This is a genomic window from Plantactinospora sp. CA-290183, from assembly GCF_050936375.1.
Taxonomy (GTDB): Bacteria; Actinomycetota; Actinomycetes; order Mycobacteriales; family Micromonosporaceae; genus Plantactinospora.
Genome location: NZ_JBNJMX010000021.1, coordinates 17,840 through 33,624 on the forward strand (window position 1 = coordinate 17,840; position 15,785 = coordinate 33,624).

Annotated in this window: 13 protein-coding genes and 1 pseudogene; 6 read left to right on the forward strand and 8 right to left on the reverse strand. The window is 69.1% G+C overall.

The genetic code is table 11. The features are described 5' to 3' along the window. The first annotated feature begins 371 nt into the window (after positions 1–371). Positions 372–878 (forward strand): hypothetical protein, encoded by a 507-nt coding sequence (locus tag ACQEUR_RS21380; protein WP_433034056.1) that lies wholly within the window; start codon positions 372–374, stop codon positions 876–878. A 214-nt stretch (positions 879–1,092) separates the two neighbouring features. Here the strand turns inward: ACQEUR_RS21380 and ACQEUR_RS21385 are convergent, their stop codons facing one another. Further along, positions 1,093–1,629, reverse strand: a complete 537-nt coding sequence (locus tag ACQEUR_RS21385; protein ID WP_433034059.1) for a hypothetical protein — start codon at positions 1,627–1,629, stop codon at positions 1,093–1,095. Positions 1,630–2,297: 668 nt separating this feature from the next. Here ACQEUR_RS21385 and ACQEUR_RS21390 point away from each other — a divergent pair. The 4 genes and pseudogenes from ACQEUR_RS21390 to ACQEUR_RS21405 all read left to right on the forward strand — a co-directional run bounded on the left by ACQEUR_RS21390 (position 2,298) and on the right by ACQEUR_RS21405 (position 4,753). Continuing rightward, positions 2,298–2,474: a hypothetical protein gene (locus ACQEUR_RS21390; RefSeq protein WP_433034062.1), complete on the forward strand. Its 177-nt coding sequence runs from the start codon at positions 2,298–2,300 to the stop codon at positions 2,472–2,474. Positions 2,475–2,482: 8 nt separating this feature from the next. Further along, positions 2,483–2,755 (forward strand): annotated as a pseudogene (locus ACQEUR_RS21395) (ATP-binding cassette domain-containing protein); the annotation flags it as partial. Between the two features lie 58 nt (positions 2,756–2,813). Beyond that, positions 2,814–3,353 (forward strand): FtsX-like permease family protein, encoded by a 540-nt coding sequence (locus ACQEUR_RS21400; protein WP_433034065.1) that lies wholly within the window; start codon positions 2,814–2,816, stop codon positions 3,351–3,353. Between the two features lie 317 nt (positions 3,354–3,670). Beyond that, positions 3,671–4,753: a methyltransferase gene (locus ACQEUR_RS21405; RefSeq protein WP_433034068.1), complete on the forward strand. Its 1,083-nt coding sequence runs from the start codon at positions 3,671–3,673 to the stop codon at positions 4,751–4,753. A gap of 261 nt (positions 4,754–5,014) precedes the next feature. Here the strand turns inward: ACQEUR_RS21405 and ACQEUR_RS21410 are convergent, their stop codons facing one another. The 3 genes from ACQEUR_RS21410 to ACQEUR_RS21420 all read right to left on the reverse strand — a co-directional run bounded on the left by ACQEUR_RS21410 (position 5,015) and on the right by ACQEUR_RS21420 (position 7,587). Further along, positions 5,015–5,569, reverse strand: a complete 555-nt coding sequence (locus ACQEUR_RS21410) for a hypothetical protein (protein ID WP_433034071.1) — start codon at positions 5,567–5,569, stop codon at positions 5,015–5,017. 260 nt (positions 5,570–5,829) lie between these two features. Continuing rightward, complete coding sequence (locus tag ACQEUR_RS21415; protein WP_433034074.1) at positions 5,830–6,243, reverse strand: response regulator; 414 nt, start codon at positions 6,241–6,243, stop codon at positions 5,830–5,832. A 231-nt stretch (positions 6,244–6,474) separates the two neighbouring features. Beyond that, positions 6,475–7,587 carry a DUF2330 domain-containing protein gene (locus tag ACQEUR_RS21420; protein WP_433034077.1) on the reverse strand — a complete coding sequence of 371 codons (1,113 nt, stop codon included), beginning with the start codon at positions 7,585–7,587 and terminating at the stop codon, positions 6,475–6,477. Positions 7,588–7,831: 244 nt separating this feature from the next. Between ACQEUR_RS21420 and ACQEUR_RS21425 the strand changes: the two genes are divergently transcribed. Beyond that, positions 7,832–8,671, forward strand: coding sequence for a hypothetical protein (locus ACQEUR_RS21425; protein WP_433034080.1), 840 nt, complete (start codon positions 7,832–7,834; stop codon positions 8,669–8,671). A gap of 351 nt (positions 8,672–9,022) precedes the next feature. Here the strand turns inward: ACQEUR_RS21425 and ACQEUR_RS21430 are convergent, their stop codons facing one another. The 4 genes from ACQEUR_RS21430 to ACQEUR_RS21445 form a co-directional block, all read right to left on the reverse strand. Further along, positions 9,023–10,924, reverse strand: a complete 1,902-nt coding sequence (locus ACQEUR_RS21430) for an ABC transporter ATP-binding protein (protein WP_433034155.1) — start codon at positions 10,922–10,924, stop codon at positions 9,023–9,025. A gap of 116 nt (positions 10,925–11,040) precedes the next feature. Then, a complete protein-coding gene (locus ACQEUR_RS21435; protein ID WP_433034159.1) occupies positions 11,041–12,762 on the reverse strand; it encodes an ABC transporter ATP-binding protein in 1,722 nt (573 codons plus the stop codon). 5 nt (positions 12,763–12,767) lie between these two features. Then, positions 12,768–13,307: a MarR family winged helix-turn-helix transcriptional regulator gene (locus ACQEUR_RS21440; protein ID WP_433034083.1), complete on the reverse strand. Its 540-nt coding sequence runs from the start codon at positions 13,305–13,307 to the stop codon at positions 12,768–12,770. A 326-nt stretch (positions 13,308–13,633) separates the two neighbouring features. After that, positions 13,634–14,878: a PQQ-dependent sugar dehydrogenase gene (locus tag ACQEUR_RS21445; protein WP_433034086.1), complete on the reverse strand. Its 1,245-nt coding sequence runs from the start codon at positions 14,876–14,878 to the stop codon at positions 13,634–13,636. Between the last annotated feature and the right edge of the window lie 907 nt (positions 14,879–15,785).

The window sequence follows — 15,785 nt, forward strand, 5'->3', positions numbered from 1 at the left end:
CGAGTGAGCATGATTGCCGCATGCGGAAGTGGCTGCGTCGCGGCGCAAACGGACTGTCATTCCGGCGCTGGTCGGTCGGTATAGCGTGACCGGTCATGCCGCAGAGCGCGCGCGGCGACAGGCCGTTCGCGCAAGCCAACGCAGCGTGACGGTTCCGGCAGGCGCGTGGCGCACGGTCATGCCAGGAAGCGTTCACCTGGCTTCGTGTCACCACCACAGCTTCCCAACGACCCACGGACGACGTGACATCGACGAGCGTGCCAGCCATGGCCCGTGGGCGACTCACGGGATGAGACCGTCCCATAGGTTCAGATCGCTGGTGGATCGGTACCGGCCGGTCACCATTGCCGTACTTCGATAGCCTTTGCTGCATGGCCCAGCCCGACCCGCCAAAGCCCCGGTTCCGGCGACGCACCCTGATGTTCGCCCTCGCAGGACTCCTCGGCCTGGCGCTGACTGGCGGCGGCGTGACCGCGTTCCTCGTCTCCCGCGACACCGAACCCAATACGCCGGCTGGGCTCGTCGATGCCTACCTCCGTGCGCTCAAGGACGGCGACGTCGACCGCGCCCTCACGTACTGGAATGACAATGACGGCATGTCCGCCGACATGCCCCCGACGCAGCAGCGGGTCAGGGCCTACCTCGAAGAACACCGCGACGACTACAAACGGGCGCTGGCCGGCAAGATTTGGACGCTGCGAGAGTTCCCCGCGGTGGGCACCGGTGTCGGCGTCGACGTGACGATCGGTAGTGCTACCGAAACCTATGTCGTGGTCCATTCCCGGAGTGACTTCGACGACCTGTCGATCTTCTCGGGCCCAGAGGACGCGCTTGGCTTTCCGAGCACCGACGGCAACGCTCTCATCGACGGGGCCTGAGCCGGCGCTAGGGCCCGTGTCGAAGTCGGTGCCAGGGTTTGGGCTGGCTTGAGGATCTTCGCGGGTCGGAGGCCGTGATGTGGCGAGGTCTCCGGTAGATGGTTCAGCGACGAAGCAGAACCTGGAACCGGAGACCTCGTGGACACCCTAGCGGTGAGGGGGCGGTTCGACCTGACCGACGCCGAGTGGACCACCGGTTGCTCGGATCGGACCGTCATCCCCGGCGGGGATACTGGCATGCGGATCGAGCAGCGGCGGTGAGTTCGCCTTCGCTTATTTCGAGGGTGGTGACCCTGGCTGGTGAGGCTGGGTCCATTCGTCTCGCCTGCACGATGTCTGTGGGGCCGTCTCCGCCGAGACAGGCAGCGGCCAGCACGAGCACAGGGCGCGCCGGTGCTGGTTTGGCGATGGTCGTCGTTGCTCCGGCCGCGGGGACCCGCACGTCAGCGAGGGCGATCTGCCGCCAGGTACGGGTACTGGCGTGGGATCCAGACGCGACTGCGAATCCGACGAGGTCGACGTTCGGTCCAACAGCGGTCAGTTGAACTTCTTCGCTCGTGGCGCCGACGTTGGTGATCGAGAGGGCTAGGGTTCGCGGGGCTGGGTGGCCGTGCGGGCCGGTGGAGACCTTCAGCGTTTGTGGCGGGTTGCCGTGCACGACGGCCGAGGCGACAACGCCGTCCTCCACGATGAACCACCGGACGTCCGGCGTGCCGCTGGTGCTGTCGTAAACCTTCTGCCCGATGCACATGCCGGCGAATCCGACCTGGCAGTTGGGTGGGATGGTGCGCAGGATCGGCTGGTCCCGTCCGGCGCCGCTGCGGACATGCGCTCCGCCGCCGTAGGTGGATCCGACGAATCTCGGGTCAGCCGGAAGCGGTGGGCATGGTGTTACGGGTCCGTCGGCGGAAGGGGCTGCGGTATCTAGCATCTGGGGCACCATGGCACCGGCAGTGAGCAGGCTGGCAGCGGCCGCGGCCGTAACCAGGAACCTGTTGCGTCGCCTTGACCGACGTAGGGGCGTCGGCACCCTTGGATCAGTCTCGGGCCCGGTTACCTCTGACTCGTGCTCTGGCGGCGGCAGGGGAGGGCTACCCGCGCCCGTCTGCTGGCTGAGGGCTAGCCAACGTTCTCGCCAGGCTTCGACGTCGCCACCGCAGGCGCCGACGTACGCCAGCACCACCTCCAGGCTCGGCGTGCGGGTCCCACCGGCCGCTTCGGACAGGGTTGTCGCGCTGTATCCCGCGGTCTTCGCCAGCGCGCGGTAGGTCGGGTTGCCCGCTGCCTTGCGTGCCCGTCTCAGGTCGTGTGCCATCAGCTGCAGCGGCCCCGCTGCGGGATCTAAAGGCTTCTCATGGCGGGCCACGGGGTCTCCACTTCTCGAAGATCACCGTACGACGTGATCTACCCCGGCGCGAGGTGCTGCGTCGGCGGCGCGATGCCCAGCGCGCGGCGCTGGACCGGTCGGTGGATCCGGTTGCCGCGGTGCTACTGGAGGGTGTGGTGCTGCGGCTGCGGGCCGACCTGGAGTGGCTGGAGGCATGCGAGCGCATCTGGGCCGAGCGTGATCGGAGTGGGCGGAAGGCGGAGGCATGACCGGATCGATGACGCTGCGGGCCCGTGGACTGACCAAACGGTACGGCTCGAACAACACGCTGGTACGCGCGGTCGACGAAATCGACCTGGACGTGCTCGCCGGACAGACGTTGGCGATCATGGGCCCGAGCGGCTGCGGCAAGTCCACCCTGCTGCACCTGCTCGGCGGGCTGCAACGCCCGACCGGCGGGCAGGTGTGGCTGGCCGAGCACCGGATCGACATGATGACCGAACGGGCCCTGGCCCGGCTGCGGCGCGACGGCGTCGGGTTCGTCTTCCAGTCGCCGACGGTGGCGCATCTGGCTGTCGCGGCGGCTGCCCACCGCCCTGCTGATCGGGGTGCGTATCAACGCCCGCCGGCCGCGCCGCGCCCGGCTGGTCACGGTGAACACCCTGATCACCACGACCGCACTCGTCGCCATACTCATGGTCAATACCCGTGTGGAGCACTTCGACCTCGGCTACACGGAGCTTGCCAACCCCCGCAGCGAGCGAATGGACCAAGCCCTGCTCGTCGTAAGCGTCGTGCTGTGCATCCTTGCGCTCATCAACGCCGTCGTGAGCACCTGGACCGCACTCCTCGACGCCCGGCAGCCGCTGGCCGTCGCGCGGACGCTCGGCGCCACGCCGGCGCAGGCCGGCGTGGGCCTGGCGGTAGCGCAACTGCTCCCCGCCATACCTGGCGTCGTCGCGGGGATCCCGGCCGGCATCGGGCTCCTTGCGTTCGTCAGCACCGGCGAGGTCCAGTACCCACCCAATTCCTGGCTGCTCGCCACCGCACTCGCAGTCCTACTCGCCATCGCCGCACTCGCCGCCATCCCCGCGATGGTTGCCACACGACGCCCGGTCGTGGACACGCTCCAGTCCGCAGCGACCTGACAGCCGTCAACGGCTGTAGTGCCGCTCACGGCCCCTACAGCCGACCGGCCGCAGAGCAAGACCGCCTCGCATAACGCATCAGCCCGGCCGGCATTCGGGAACCGCCGCCGACCGTGTGCGCGAGCCGGCCGCATGCTCATCACCGTCCGTAACCCGGTTCCGTCGTCGGCCGCGCCGCCAACGGAGCAGTAATGTCGCCGGAGGCTGTGGTCGACGTCCTTCACTGTGGACGGAACGCGCGCACGATGACCTGACACGGTGCCACGGACGTAGGATCACATCGACGCGGATGACGCCAGGCGATCGGCGGTGGTTCGATGACCGAGCAGCCCGTACCCCGAGTGTTCGCCGTACCTGGGCAACCGCCCGCCGACGCCGGCCCGGCTCCCGGTGACGGGCCGGGCCCACCCACGGCCGGACCGCCGACGCCAGCCCGGATCACCGAGGCCGCGGCGGGTTTCATGCTGTCGAAGCTGCTGTTCGTCGCCACCGAGGTGGACCTGTTCGCCGCCATCCCACCAGAGGGCGCGACCCCGCAGACGATCGCCGAGCGCTGCCAACTCCCGGAGCGCAGTGCGGCGACCCTGCCTTACCTGCTCGCGGCCGCAGGTCTACTCGAACGCGACGGCGACCGCTACCGCAACGCGCCCGACACCGAGGCCTTCCTCAGCGGTCGCGGCCCGCTCGACCTGCGCCCGATCCTGCGCTACTGGGACACGGTGAGCTATGCCAGTTGGGGCCGGGCAGGCACAGCGTTCCGCACCCGCCAGGCCGTACGCGGCGATCTGACCAGCGAACAGACTCAGGCGTACGAGTCGGCGGTGGCGGCGGTGACCGCCGAGACGGCGGCCGACCTCGCCCGAACCTACGACTTCAGCCGCCACCGCCGGTTGCTCGACGTGGGAGGTGGGATCGGCACCTTCGCACGGCCCATCCTGCGCGGTTACCCACGGCTGACCGGTACCCTGCTGGAGTTGCCCGAGGTGGCGTCGATGCTCGACGTGGAGATCTCATCCGGCGAGTTCGCCGACCGGCTCGACGTGTACGGCGCGGACGTCTTCACCGACCCGTTACCGAACGACCACGACGCAATCCTGGTGGCCAACTTCCTGCACCTGTTCTCCCCGGAACGCAACCTCGCCCTGCTGACCCGGCTGCGCGAGGTCGCCCCACCGGACGGCCGGCTACTGCTGGTCGACTGGTGGCGGGACGGCCCGACTCCCCACCCGTCGGCCCGGTTCGCCGCCGGCGAGTTCCTGATGATCAGCGGCGGCGACACCTACCGGCCGGACGAGGTGGCGGACTGGCTAACCGCCACCGGCTGGCGGTTCGTCAGTCACCAACCGCTGCCGCCGCCGGCCGGGCTCATCGTCGCCGACCCTGAGGCGACCAGAGGCTGACCGGGCCCCACGCTCGGTAGGCCAGGCCGGAAGGACCGTTGTCCGGCGACGGTCAGCCGGCCTACCACCGCCGGTACGACGACGCCCGGCGCCTCATCTATATAGCCGTTACCAATGGGAGCAATTGAGGGGCGGTAGGGCGCCGATGCCCAGAGGCGGCGGGGGCTCGCACGCCGGCGCCGACACTCCTTCGACCACCCGCACCGGGAGCGACAGCGACACCGCACATTTGATGTAGTGGCGGGCGACCCGCAGGACGGGCTATATCACCAGGGTGTCGAACCGGCCTTCCCGACGGCGGACGTGTCCACGCCATCCCGCGAGCAGTGCGATGAAGGTCCAGCCGATGCCACCGAGGACCAGCGACCCCAGGGTGCCGCTGGAGTCGACCCGATCGGCCTCCTCGAGCGCGATCACCCCGTCCGGGTCGGTGAGTACGGTCAGGGTGTCGCCGATCTGGTAGCCGGGGTTGCTGCCCTGATAGGTCAGTGGCTCGTCGAGCGGACCATCGTCGCCCCGGAGCGTGAAAGTGTGCCGCTTACCGGCGACCTCGGCGTCGACGATGGTTACCTCCTGGCGGACGCCGCGCTGCTCCAGCGCCAGGTCGGGGGCGAGTCCCACCGATCCCACGAGTACGAACAGGGCGGGAAGGAACGAGAGCAAGGACAGCCACATCGCTCGGTGCAGCACACGTACGACGACCATGAAGACCAGGCAGAAGGCGAGTCCCGTCACGATTGAAACGGCCCTCGACCCGACCGTGGCGTACGCGATGGCGGTGTTCAGCCCGATGAACGCCAGGCCGAGCAGCACCACCAGCGCCGTCCTTCTGACCGACTTGCCCGCTGTCCAGGCTCCCGCCCACGGGGCGGAACCGGTCGGCGGCGCCCCGGCCGGGCCGAATCCGTTTGAACCGAACCCGGCGGAAGTCTTTCCGGTGAATCGCTGGTCGGCTGGCCACCCGTGGGCGGGCTGGATCCGGTCCGGTGGTGTGGGTTCGGGATGCACGGCCAAGATCGTAACAAGGGCTGACAACTCCACCTGAACGTGCGGAGGAGCGTCGTTGAGTCCCTTGATCAGCGGGCAGACGCGATCAGGTGGTGGACGCCACGAGGTGAACGGTCACCTCGTTCGGAGGGCCGTGATGTCCGGTCGGGGTGGGCAGGTAGAAGCGCCGCTGTTGGTGGCAGCAGGACGGGCACGGCCTTTCGGAAGATCATCAAGGTTCCTACGCCATTGGTGAGGATGACGACGTGCACTCGGGCCAGGGTCGGGTCTGCGGCGATGCGCCGGGTCGCTTCGATGCCGTCGATGACGGGCATCTGGATGTCGATGAGCGCGATGTCGGGCAGATGTTCTTCGGCCAGCGCCAGGGCTTCGCTGCCGTCAGCTGCCTCGGCCACCACCTCGATGTCGTCCCCGATGTCGAGGAGCGCGCGGAATCCGCTGCGGATGAGTGGCTGGTCGTCGACCAGCAGGCCGCGGATCATGACGTTTGATCCACGGGAAGTTCGGCGTGGACGGTGAGCCGCCCTCGCTACGCGGTTCTGCGCGAAGGTGACCGCCGAGGGCGGTGACCCGTTCGCGCATCCCGAGCAGCCCGACGCCGGACACCGGCGCGGTATCCGGCGTGGCCTTGCCGTCGTCATCGACTCGGATCGCGAGGGGGTCGGGACGCTGGTCGATCCGGACCGACGCCGTTGCAGCGGCGGAGTGCACCGTCAGGCCCTGGACGACCGGCGGCGTACGATCACGACGGCGCCGGCCACCAGCGCCAGGCCCAGCAGGATCAGCGGCACTGCGGGCATCGGCCACGGCGAGTGGACGTATTCCCTGACGACCACGACAGCTCGGTGGGGCTCGTCGGTCGCGGAGCGGGTGAACCGGATGTCGTCGGTGATCTGCGCCGGTCTGAACTCCCCGTCGTAGCGGGTCAGGAAACGCGGGCCGAGCAACGCCGCGGACAGCCTCGGGTACTGCGGGTCCGGCTTCACCTCGCCCGCGAACGTCAGCTCGGGCGCGTTGCCCTTGGGCGCCGGATTGCTGATATCCATCCGGTGGTCGGCCAGCACGTACAGGCGCAGCGGCTGACTGCCCTCGGCCGTGGCCGAGAGTCGCATCGGGTAGACCGGTGTGTCGGTCTCGAACTCCAGCCGCATCGGCGGTAGTCCGGCGGAGAGGCTGCCGGAGGACGGGGCCAGGCGCACCGCGACGACGAGCCAGCCCTCCGCGAGGTATGGTCCGAGCGCGCCTTCGAGGGCGGCGGGCAGGGTGAAGTCGTTGTCGCCCAGCCAGCGCGTCACGGCGGTGGCGTCGGTGCCGGCGAGTTGGGCGACCTCGTAGGGCCCGATCTCGATGTGGTCGACGACGGTGGCGCCCCGATCGGCCTGCGGGGGTGCACCCGCGCCGTCCCCGTCCACCCTCACGCGCCGCACCTCGACGTCCGGGCGGCTGATCCGGTCGAGTTCGCTGAACAGTGCGCCGTCAGCCACCTCGAACCGGGCGCGGGCGGGAACCGGCATCAGGAACGCCGCCTGGGTCGCCTCGGAACGCGCCTGCACCGAGAGGGTGATCGACTCGGTGCGTCCGGTCAGCTCCACCAGCGCGGTCTCCTGCTGCGCACGCAGCTTGTCGTTGGCGACGAACGCCCCGCAGGCGCAGGCGCCGGACGTCGCGGGATCGACTGCCAGCATCGGGACGGCGAGCAGAACCACCACCCCGATCCGGGTCGCCATCCGGCCGATCGCCATGGCCCGTCGAACGCGGTCGACCACGGTCGGGTTCCGCCTTCCGGCCCGGCCGTCGGCCTCCTCGGCGATCTCCGGTCGGATCACCGGCCGGCCTGTTCCGTGGACTGTCACAGCACTCTCCCGTCGTGTCGTCGGCATGGTGTGCGTCAGCTCCGGAGCGTGACCGGGCGAGGGCCCACTCGGCAGCACACCGCGAGGCCCCGGTGCGCCCTCGCATTGATCAAGGAGGTTAACCTGCCTACCGTCGACGAACAGCGCCGCAGGCTTCGGATGGTCGCGACCCCTACAGCCCGGGTCTGGGCCTGATCTGCCCGGGCCGGTTACCCCCTTGAAGGAGACGACGTTGGGAAGAAACGGCCTGCGGTGGTCGATACCGATCATCGCGTTCGTACTGGGCCTGACCTCGTTGACGGGCTGCGCCATCGACAAGGGCTCGGCACTCGCCGCGGATTTCGAGGAAGACTGGGCCGGCACCCCGGACGTCGTCAAAATCGACACCACTCGCAACAACACGCTGCCCTTCCTCGGAACGGCGAGCGGCGTGCTGATCCTCAAGGACGGCACCTCGGCCGACCGCGTGACCGAGCTGGCGAACAAGCTGGGGGAGTACGTCGCCGGTCACGACAACACCACCGGCCGGATCACGGCGGACGGCATCACCTTCACCGTTGTCGCGGACAGGACCCGCGCCGGCAAGGCACTGGCGCTGTGGCACTCTCTCACGGACGACCACCGGGTAGTGAACGGCGACATCAAGGACGCGCCCTGGAAAGAGAAGACCGACCGCTGGGAGATCAAGGTCACCGCGGTCAACCAGCCTGCCGCGATGGCGGTGTTCAAGGACATGATGGCAGACGGCGACCAGCACCAGCCACTCTCGAGAGTGACCTCGCTGGAGGTCAGCACCGAGCGCGGCGTGCGGCCCTCGCTCCGCGTCGAGACCGACTTCAACGACGGTTTCCCCGCCGAGGCGATCGCCGCGTACGACGCGGTGGTCGCTCGGTACCGCGTCGTCGGCGCGACTCTGCGACGTGATCGTGCGACAGGATCGGTGGTGAGCATCGTCGTGGCGGACAGCGCGGATCTGGACCGTGCCGGCGAACTCGCCAGGACGGCGGCACCGACCCTCGGAGCCGCCGTCAAGGTCACCAGCGACGGCGGCGACTGACCAGCCCGGGACTGGGCACGGCGTCCAGTCGTCGGGGGCGGTGCCCACCACGTTTCCCACTCGTCGTGTCTGTGGCAGGGCCGAGGTGGCCGAGGAGCGGTGCCGGCGTCGGGTGCGGTATCAGCCCGACGTCGCCCGGCCGGGGGCCAGCCATCTGGCCCGCGAGGGTGGCGTTGACCGAGCTCACCGCCACGTCGCGGGGCCGTACAGCCGAGGGTGGTCGCGCCGGGCTGCCGCAGCCAGCAGCGGCAGCGCCGCACGGCTGACCGCGAACGCCGTGCCGAGGGTGGCGCCGAGCGCCGAGCGCCACTGGGCGTCGGTGGTCGCGGTGATCGGTCGGGGAGACTCCCTTCAGACCTGCTCGGCGACGGGCTCCGAGAACTGGGCGTGGTAGAGCCGGTGGTATGCGCCCTCGGCGGCGAGCAACTGGGCGTGGGTGCCTTGCTCGACGATCCGGCCGCTCTCCATCACCAGGATGAGGTCGGCATCCCGGATGGTCGACAGCCGATGGGCGATCACGAAGCTGGTCCGGTCCGAACGCAGCGCCGCCATCGCCCGCTGCAACAGCACCTCGGTGCGGGTGTCCACCGAGCTGGTCGCCTCGTCCAGGATCAGCAGCGACGGGTCGGCGAGGAAGGCCCGGGCGATCGTTATCAGCTGCTTCTCGCCCGCGCTGATGTTGCTGCCCTCCTCGTCGATGACGGTGTCGTACCCATCGGGCAGGCTCCGCACGAACCGGTCGACGAAGGTGGCCTGCGCCGCCGCGTGGATCTGCTCCTCGGTGGCGTCCGGGTTGCCGTACGCGATGTTGTCGCGGATCGTCCCGCCGAAGAGCCAGGTGTCCTGGAGCACCATGCCAATCTCACCGCGTAGCGCGTCCCGGCGCAGCTCGGTGATGTCCACGCCGTCCAGGGTGATCCGGCCGGCGTCCAGCTCGTAGAAGCGCAGCACCAGGTTGACCAGGGTGGTCTTCCCCGCTCCGGTCGGGCCGACGATCGCCACCGTGTGCCCCGGCTCGGCCACCAGCGACAGATCCTCGATCAGCGGCTGGTCCGGCTCGTACCGGAACGAGACGTGCTCGAACTCGACCCGGCCGTGCGGGTTGCGCAGCGGTACCGGCGTCACCGGGTCGGGGGTCTGCTCCGGTGCGTCGAGCACGGCGAAGACCCGTTCCGCCGAGGCCACCCCGGACTGGAGCAGGTTCGCCATCGACGCCACCTGGGTCAGCGGCTGGGTGAACTGGCGCGAGTACTGGATGAACGCCTGCACGTCGCCGAGGGTCATCGCGCCGGACGCGACCCGCAACCCGCCGATCACCGCGATCGCCACGTAGCTCAGGTTTCCGATGAACATCATCGCCGGCATGATGATGCCCGAGACGAACTGGGCCTTGAAGCTCGCCTCGAACAGCTCCTCGTTCTTGGCGGTGAAGGCGGCCTCCACCTCGCGCTGCCGGCCGAAGACCTTGACCAGCTCGTGTCCGCTGAACGCCTCCTCGATCTGCCCGTTCAGCGCGCCGGTGTGCGTCCACTGAGCGATGAACTGCTTCTGCGACCGCTTCGCGACCTGCTTGGTGACCGCGACCGAGAGCGGGATCGCGACCAGCGCGATCAGCGCCAGCAGCGGCGAGATCACGAACATCATCACCAGTACGCCGACCACGGTGAGCAGCGAGCTGAGCAGTTGGCTCAGGGTCTGTTGCAGGCTCGTGGAGATGTTGTCGATGTCGTTGGTGACCCGGCTCAGCAACTCGCCGCGCGGCTGCCGGTCGAAGTAGGGCAGCGGCAGCCGGTTGAGCTTGTCCTCGACGTCGGCCCGCAGCCGCAGCACGGTGCGCTGCACCACGTCGTTGAGCAGGTAGCCCTGCCACCAGGAGAGCAGGCTGGCCGCCAGGAAGAGGGCCAACGCCAGCAGCAGCACGTCCCGCAGCCGGGTGAAGTCGATTCCCGCGCCGGGTACCACGTCCATCCGGGCCAGCATGTCGGCGAAGCCGTTGTTGCCGGCGGCCCGGGCCGCCTCGACGGCCTGTTCCTTGGTCGCCCCGGCGGGCAGCTGCCGGCCGACCACGCCGTTGAAGATGACGTCGGTGGCGTGTCCGAGGACCGTCGGACCGATCACGCTGAACGTCACGCTGACCACCGCGAGCGCGATGACGCCCAGCAGGTGCAGGCGTTGCGGGCGGAGCCGGTTGAGCAGTCGTCGGGCCGAGGGCACGAAGTTCATCGACTTCTCCGCGGGCATGCCCGCGCTCATCCACCCCGGGCCGCCCCGGCCGGCGTTGCGGGCGGCGGGCAGTCGCGCCGGCGCCGCGTCCTTCGTCTGCTGGCTCACGTCCGCACCCCGGGTTCGTTCCTGTGTCTGTCCGTCGCTCATGCCATCGCCGCCGCGCTCGCCTGGGAGGCCACGATCTCGGCGTACGTCGGGCTGGTCTTCAGCAGTTCGGCGTGCCGCCCCCGTCCGACGATCGCGCCGTCCTCCAGCACGATGATCTCGTCCGCGTCGACGATGGTGCCGACCCGCTGGGCCACGATGACCACCGCCGCATCCGCGGTCACCGGCCGCAGCGCCGCGCGGAGCCGCGCGTCGGTACCGAGGTCGAGTGCCGAGAAGGAGTCGTCGAAGAGGTAGATCTCCGGCCGCCGCACGAGTGCGCGGGCGATGGCGAGCCGCTGCCGCTGGCCGCCGGAGACGTTCGTGCCGCCCTGGGCGATCGGTGCCTCCAGCCCGCCCGGCATCTCCGCGACGAAGTCACGGCCCTGGGCGATCTCCAGCGCGGTCCACAGCTCCTCGTCGGTGGCGTCCGGGTTGCCGTAGCGCAGGTTGCTCGCCACCGTTCCGGTGAACAGGTACGGCCGCTGCGGTACCAGGCCGATCCGTTTCCAGAGCAGTTCCGGGTCGAGGTCGCGGACATCGACGCCGTCGACCAGCACCGTCCCGGCGGTCGCGTCGAACAACCGGGGCACCAGGGAGAGCAGGGTGGTCTTGCCGGCACCGGTGCTGCCGATGATCGCCGTGGTACGGCCGGCCCGGGCGCTCAGGGAGATGTCCCGCAGCACCGGTGCGGCCGCGCCCGGGTACTGGAACCGCACGTCGCGCAGCTCCAACTCGCCCCGCGTGCTGACCTCGGTGACCGGCTGCCGGGGCGGGACGACGGACGACTCGGTGTCCAGCACCTCGACGATCCGCTCGGCGCAGACCGCCGCCCGCGGCACCATCATCAGCATGAACGTGGCCATCATGACCGCCATCAGGATCTGCATCAGGTAGCTCAGGAACGCGGTCAGCGCACCGATCTGGATCTGGCCGGCCTCGATCCGGGACGCGCCGAACCACAGCACGGCGACGCTGGAGAGGTTCAGCACCAGCATCACCACCGGAAAGACCAGCGCGAGCAGTCGGCCGGTGCGCAGCGCGGTCGCCGTCAGGTCCGCGTTGGCCACTCCGAACCGCTTGATCTCGTACGGTTCGCGGACGAACGCCCGGACCACCCGGATGCCGGTGATCTGCTCGCGCAGTACCCGGTTGACGGTGTCGATGCGCGTCTGCATCAGCCGGAACTGGGGAACCATCCGACGGATGATCGCGCCGAGCGCCAGCACCAGCACCGGCACGCTGACCAGCATCAGCCAGGAGAGGCCGATGTCCTCGCGGAGCGCCATGATCACACCGCCCACGCACATGATGGGCGCCGCAACCAGCATGGTGCAGGTCATCAGCACGAGCATCTGCACCTGTTGCACGTCGTTGGTGTTGCGGGTGATCAGTGACGGTGCGCCGAAGTGGGTCACCTCACGCGCGGAGAACTGCGCGACGCGCTGGAAGAGGGCCTTGCGAACATCCCGCCCGAAGCCCATCGCGGTGCGGGCACCGAGGTAGACCGCGACGATCGAGCAGACGATCTGTAGTGCGCTGACCAGGAGCATCCACCCGCCGGTACGCATGATGTAGCCCGTGTCGCCGCGAGCGATGCCGTTGTCGATGATGTCGGCGTTGAGGCTCGGCAGGTACAGCGAGGCCAGGGTGCCGACGAGTTGCAGGAGCACCACCCCGGCGAGCGGCCGGGTGTAGGGGCGCAGATGGTCACGGAGCATTCGGGTCAGCACGCGGTGGCCTCCGGGTCCTCGTGCTCGCCGTCCTGCTGTGGTTGCTGGCGTTGCTCGGTCAACCTGCCGTCCTCCCCGTTGGACATTCTCTGAATGAGTTCGAGCAGAAACGCACGGACCACCGCCGCCTTCGCCGGGTCGGCGTCGACCGAGGTGAGCGGCGGATTGCGATCGATGAGGTCGACGAGCGTGCGGGCCTGCTCTTCGCCCTTGGCGGTGAGTCCGAGCCGGACCGTCCGCCGGTCGGTCGGATCCCGCCGACGTTCGACGAGGCCGTCGCGCTCCAGGGTGTCGACGACGCCGGTGAGGGTAGCGGGCCGTACGAAGCAGCGCTCGGCCATTTCCCGGTGGGTCGACTCCCCGCGCCGGAGCAGTACGAAGAGCACGGTCATGCCGGCGGGGGTGAGCCCGTGATGGGCGGCGAGGTGCCGGGCCCAGAACTGCCCGGTGACATGACCGGCCACCGTGACCAGCCGACCCAGGGGGGCGGTCCGCAGCTCGGTCCACTCGCCCCGGCGTTCGTTGACGTCCACGAGCCGAGGTTAGTGCCCGCACTGTTAGGACCCAAACGAAATTGCCCGTGGTGACGGAGGACACTCATTCATCGATTGCCCGGAGGCCGTGTCGGGTCCAGCGGCCTCGACCGTGGCATCCGAGGCCGTGAATGGCGTGCTGGGCGCGTCGCGAAAAAAAGCGGAATCGTTGACACGCCTGCCCCACCGACAACCTGTCAACGCATCACGCGGGTCGTTCAAGAAGAAACGCACCCGGGGCCTGCATCGGAGTGAGCCGGGGACGGCCGCCCGGACGCGGCCGTCCCCCAGGGGTCTTGCGGATGCGGAGGGGATTGCCCCGGGGTTCAGCGGTTCGCGGCCCCGCCGCCAGAGGCTGGCTGGATCCGCTCGAACCTTACCCGGCTCAGCCATCCCGGGAGGTCACTGAGCACGTACAGTTCGCCGTGCACGTCGGCGTCGATCGCGGTCGGCTGGGTGGGGAAGTTGCCGATCGTGGCGGACTCGTAGCCGCCCTCGGGCTTGGGACGCACGGCGAACGCGAGGGTCGAGCAGTAATCGCTCGCGACGTAGGTCCCCCATGCCTCCGGGGTGGCGGAGCCTCGGTACACCACGCCGCCGGTCACCGAGCAGTTCTCCGTAAGGAAGTGTTCGTACTCGAAGACCGGGTCGGTGTACCGCACGCCCGGCCGGCACTGCTCCGGGTCGAACACCGGGGTGCCCTCCCGGCAGGACCAGCCGAGGTTCGCCCCACCCTGCCACGGGCGGATGTGGTTGATCTCCTCGACCAGGCCCTGGCCGACGTCGCCGATCCACAGCGAGCCGTCGACCGGGTCGACGGAGAACCGCCACGGGTTGCGCAGCCCGTAGACCCAGGTCTCCGGCCGCGCGCCCGGCACCCGGATGAACGGGTTGTCGGAGGGCACGCAGTAGGGCTTCGCCCCGCAGGTGCGGTTGACGTCGATCCGCACGATCTTGCCGAGCAGGGTGCCGAGGCTCTGACCGGCCTTGAACGGGTCGTTCGCGTGGCCGCCGTCCCCGAGGGACCAGTAGAGGTAGCCGTCGCGGCCGAACGCCACCTGTCCGCCGTTGTGGTTGCCGTACTCGGCGTGCTCCTGGGTGAGCAGCACCTGCACCCGTTCAGGGGCGCCGATGGGCACTCGCGCCAGGGTCAGCGCGCCGGCCGGCAGGCTCGTGTAGGCCACGTAGAGGATCCCGGTCCGCGCGAAGTTCGGCGCAGGCGTGATGCCGAGAAGGCCGCGCTCGTTGTCCGACGTGTCGATCCGGGCGGTCAGGTCGAGCACCGGCTCGGCCGCCAAGCCGGTGTCGGGGTGGTAGGCGCGGACGGTGCCGTTCTTCTCCCCGATCAGCATCCGACCGTCCGGCAGCCCGGTGATCGCGATCGGACGCCGCAGACCGGAAGCCACCTGTTCGGATACCACGGTCAGCTCAGCGAGTGGCACCGCGCGGGTGTGGGATGTGTCGGCCGCGGCGGTGCCGGCCACCGATGCCGGTGGCGACAGGACCGCAGACAGGGCCAGAACGAGCAGCCCGGCCAGCATGGTGGCCGGGCGAGAACGCCGTCGCGACATGTTTCAGCTCCTCGAGCAGGTGGTGTGGAGGACGCAATCTGGGAGCGTTCCCACAATACATCGACCCCTGCCAATGATCAACCCGCCGTCTTGCCGCCCTTCCGGTCGGAGAAGGAGTACCGGTCGACACGATCCGTCCTGCGCCCTGGAGACCGACCCGGCCGCCGCATTCACCCCATCCGTGCGACCCCGCGGCGGCGGTCACCCGAACGCTTCATGTGCTGGTGGTGGGTCTCCATTGGTCGGTGTCATCGGGCCAGGGTGCGGGACGGCCGTGGTCGTCCCGGAAGCCGGCCTCGGGCGCCGGTGGCCAGGATACGCAAAGGCGGAATGCCCGGGGTACGGGGGCCGCGTCCAGAGCTTCGACCACGACTGGTACTGACTCACCCAGGAAACGATGTGACTCCGCGGCTGAAATCCGCCGAGGTCTCGCGGACTCACCAATCGCCAGCTATCCGTTTGTCGGATAGCCGGCGAGGGTGTGTAGGCGGCCAGGTTCCGCCGTCGCCCCGGTGCTCCTGGACCAACCCCCGCCGAGGCGTTGGGCAGGCCCCGAGGCCCGTCAGTGCTCGTAAGGGCGCCGAAGGCTTCCGCGCCTGAGCTACTTTCGTCCTACTCGTTCAAATGGTGACGCATGGCAATCCCATGGTGTGCCACACGCCAAGAACGTCCCTGAACCAGCCTTCAACGCAATAGGTTCCCCGCGGGTACGGCCCGTACCAAGGGGTCGGTTTCAGGACGCAGTTCGTCTGTTCAGGTGTGTTGAAGTTGAACCCCGGCCCCCAGAAGTGGAAGTGTGAATCTGGTAGACAACCCACCGACCTGAAGTTCGCCCGAACCATGCCGGTTGTCGAACTGTTTGGCCCGGCCTCGATGCAAACATAGTTGCTACAGCCGTCGGCCATTA

What these genes read in the sequence shown, in the direction of transcription:
- ACQEUR_RS21380 (WP_433034056.1), top strand. Translation starts at nt 372, where the DNA reads ATGGCCCAGCCCGACCCGCCAAAGCCCCGGTTCCGGCGACGCACCCTG.
- ACQEUR_RS21385 (WP_433034059.1), bottom strand. Translation starts at nt 1,629, where the DNA reads ATGTGCATCGGGCAGAAGGTTTACGACAGCACCAGCGGCACGCCGGAC.
- ACQEUR_RS21405 (WP_433034068.1), top strand. Translation starts at nt 3,671, where the DNA reads ATGACCGAGCAGCCCGTACCCCGAGTGTTCGCCGTACCTGGGCAACCG.
- ACQEUR_RS21415 (WP_433034074.1), bottom strand. Translation starts at nt 6,243, where the DNA reads ATGATCCGCGGCCTGCTGGTCGACGACCAGCCACTCATCCGCAGCGGA.
- ACQEUR_RS21430 (WP_433034155.1), bottom strand. Translation starts at nt 10,924, where the DNA reads ATGAGCGCGGGCATGCCCGCGGAGAAGTCGATGAACTTCGTGCCCTCG.
- ACQEUR_RS21435 (WP_433034159.1), bottom strand. Translation starts at nt 12,762, where the DNA reads ATGCTCCGTGACCATCTGCGCCCCTACACCCGGCCGCTCGCCGGGGTG.
- ACQEUR_RS21445 (WP_433034086.1), bottom strand. Translation starts at nt 14,878, where the DNA reads ATGTCGCGACGGCGTTCTCGCCCGGCCACCATGCTGGCCGGGCTGCTC.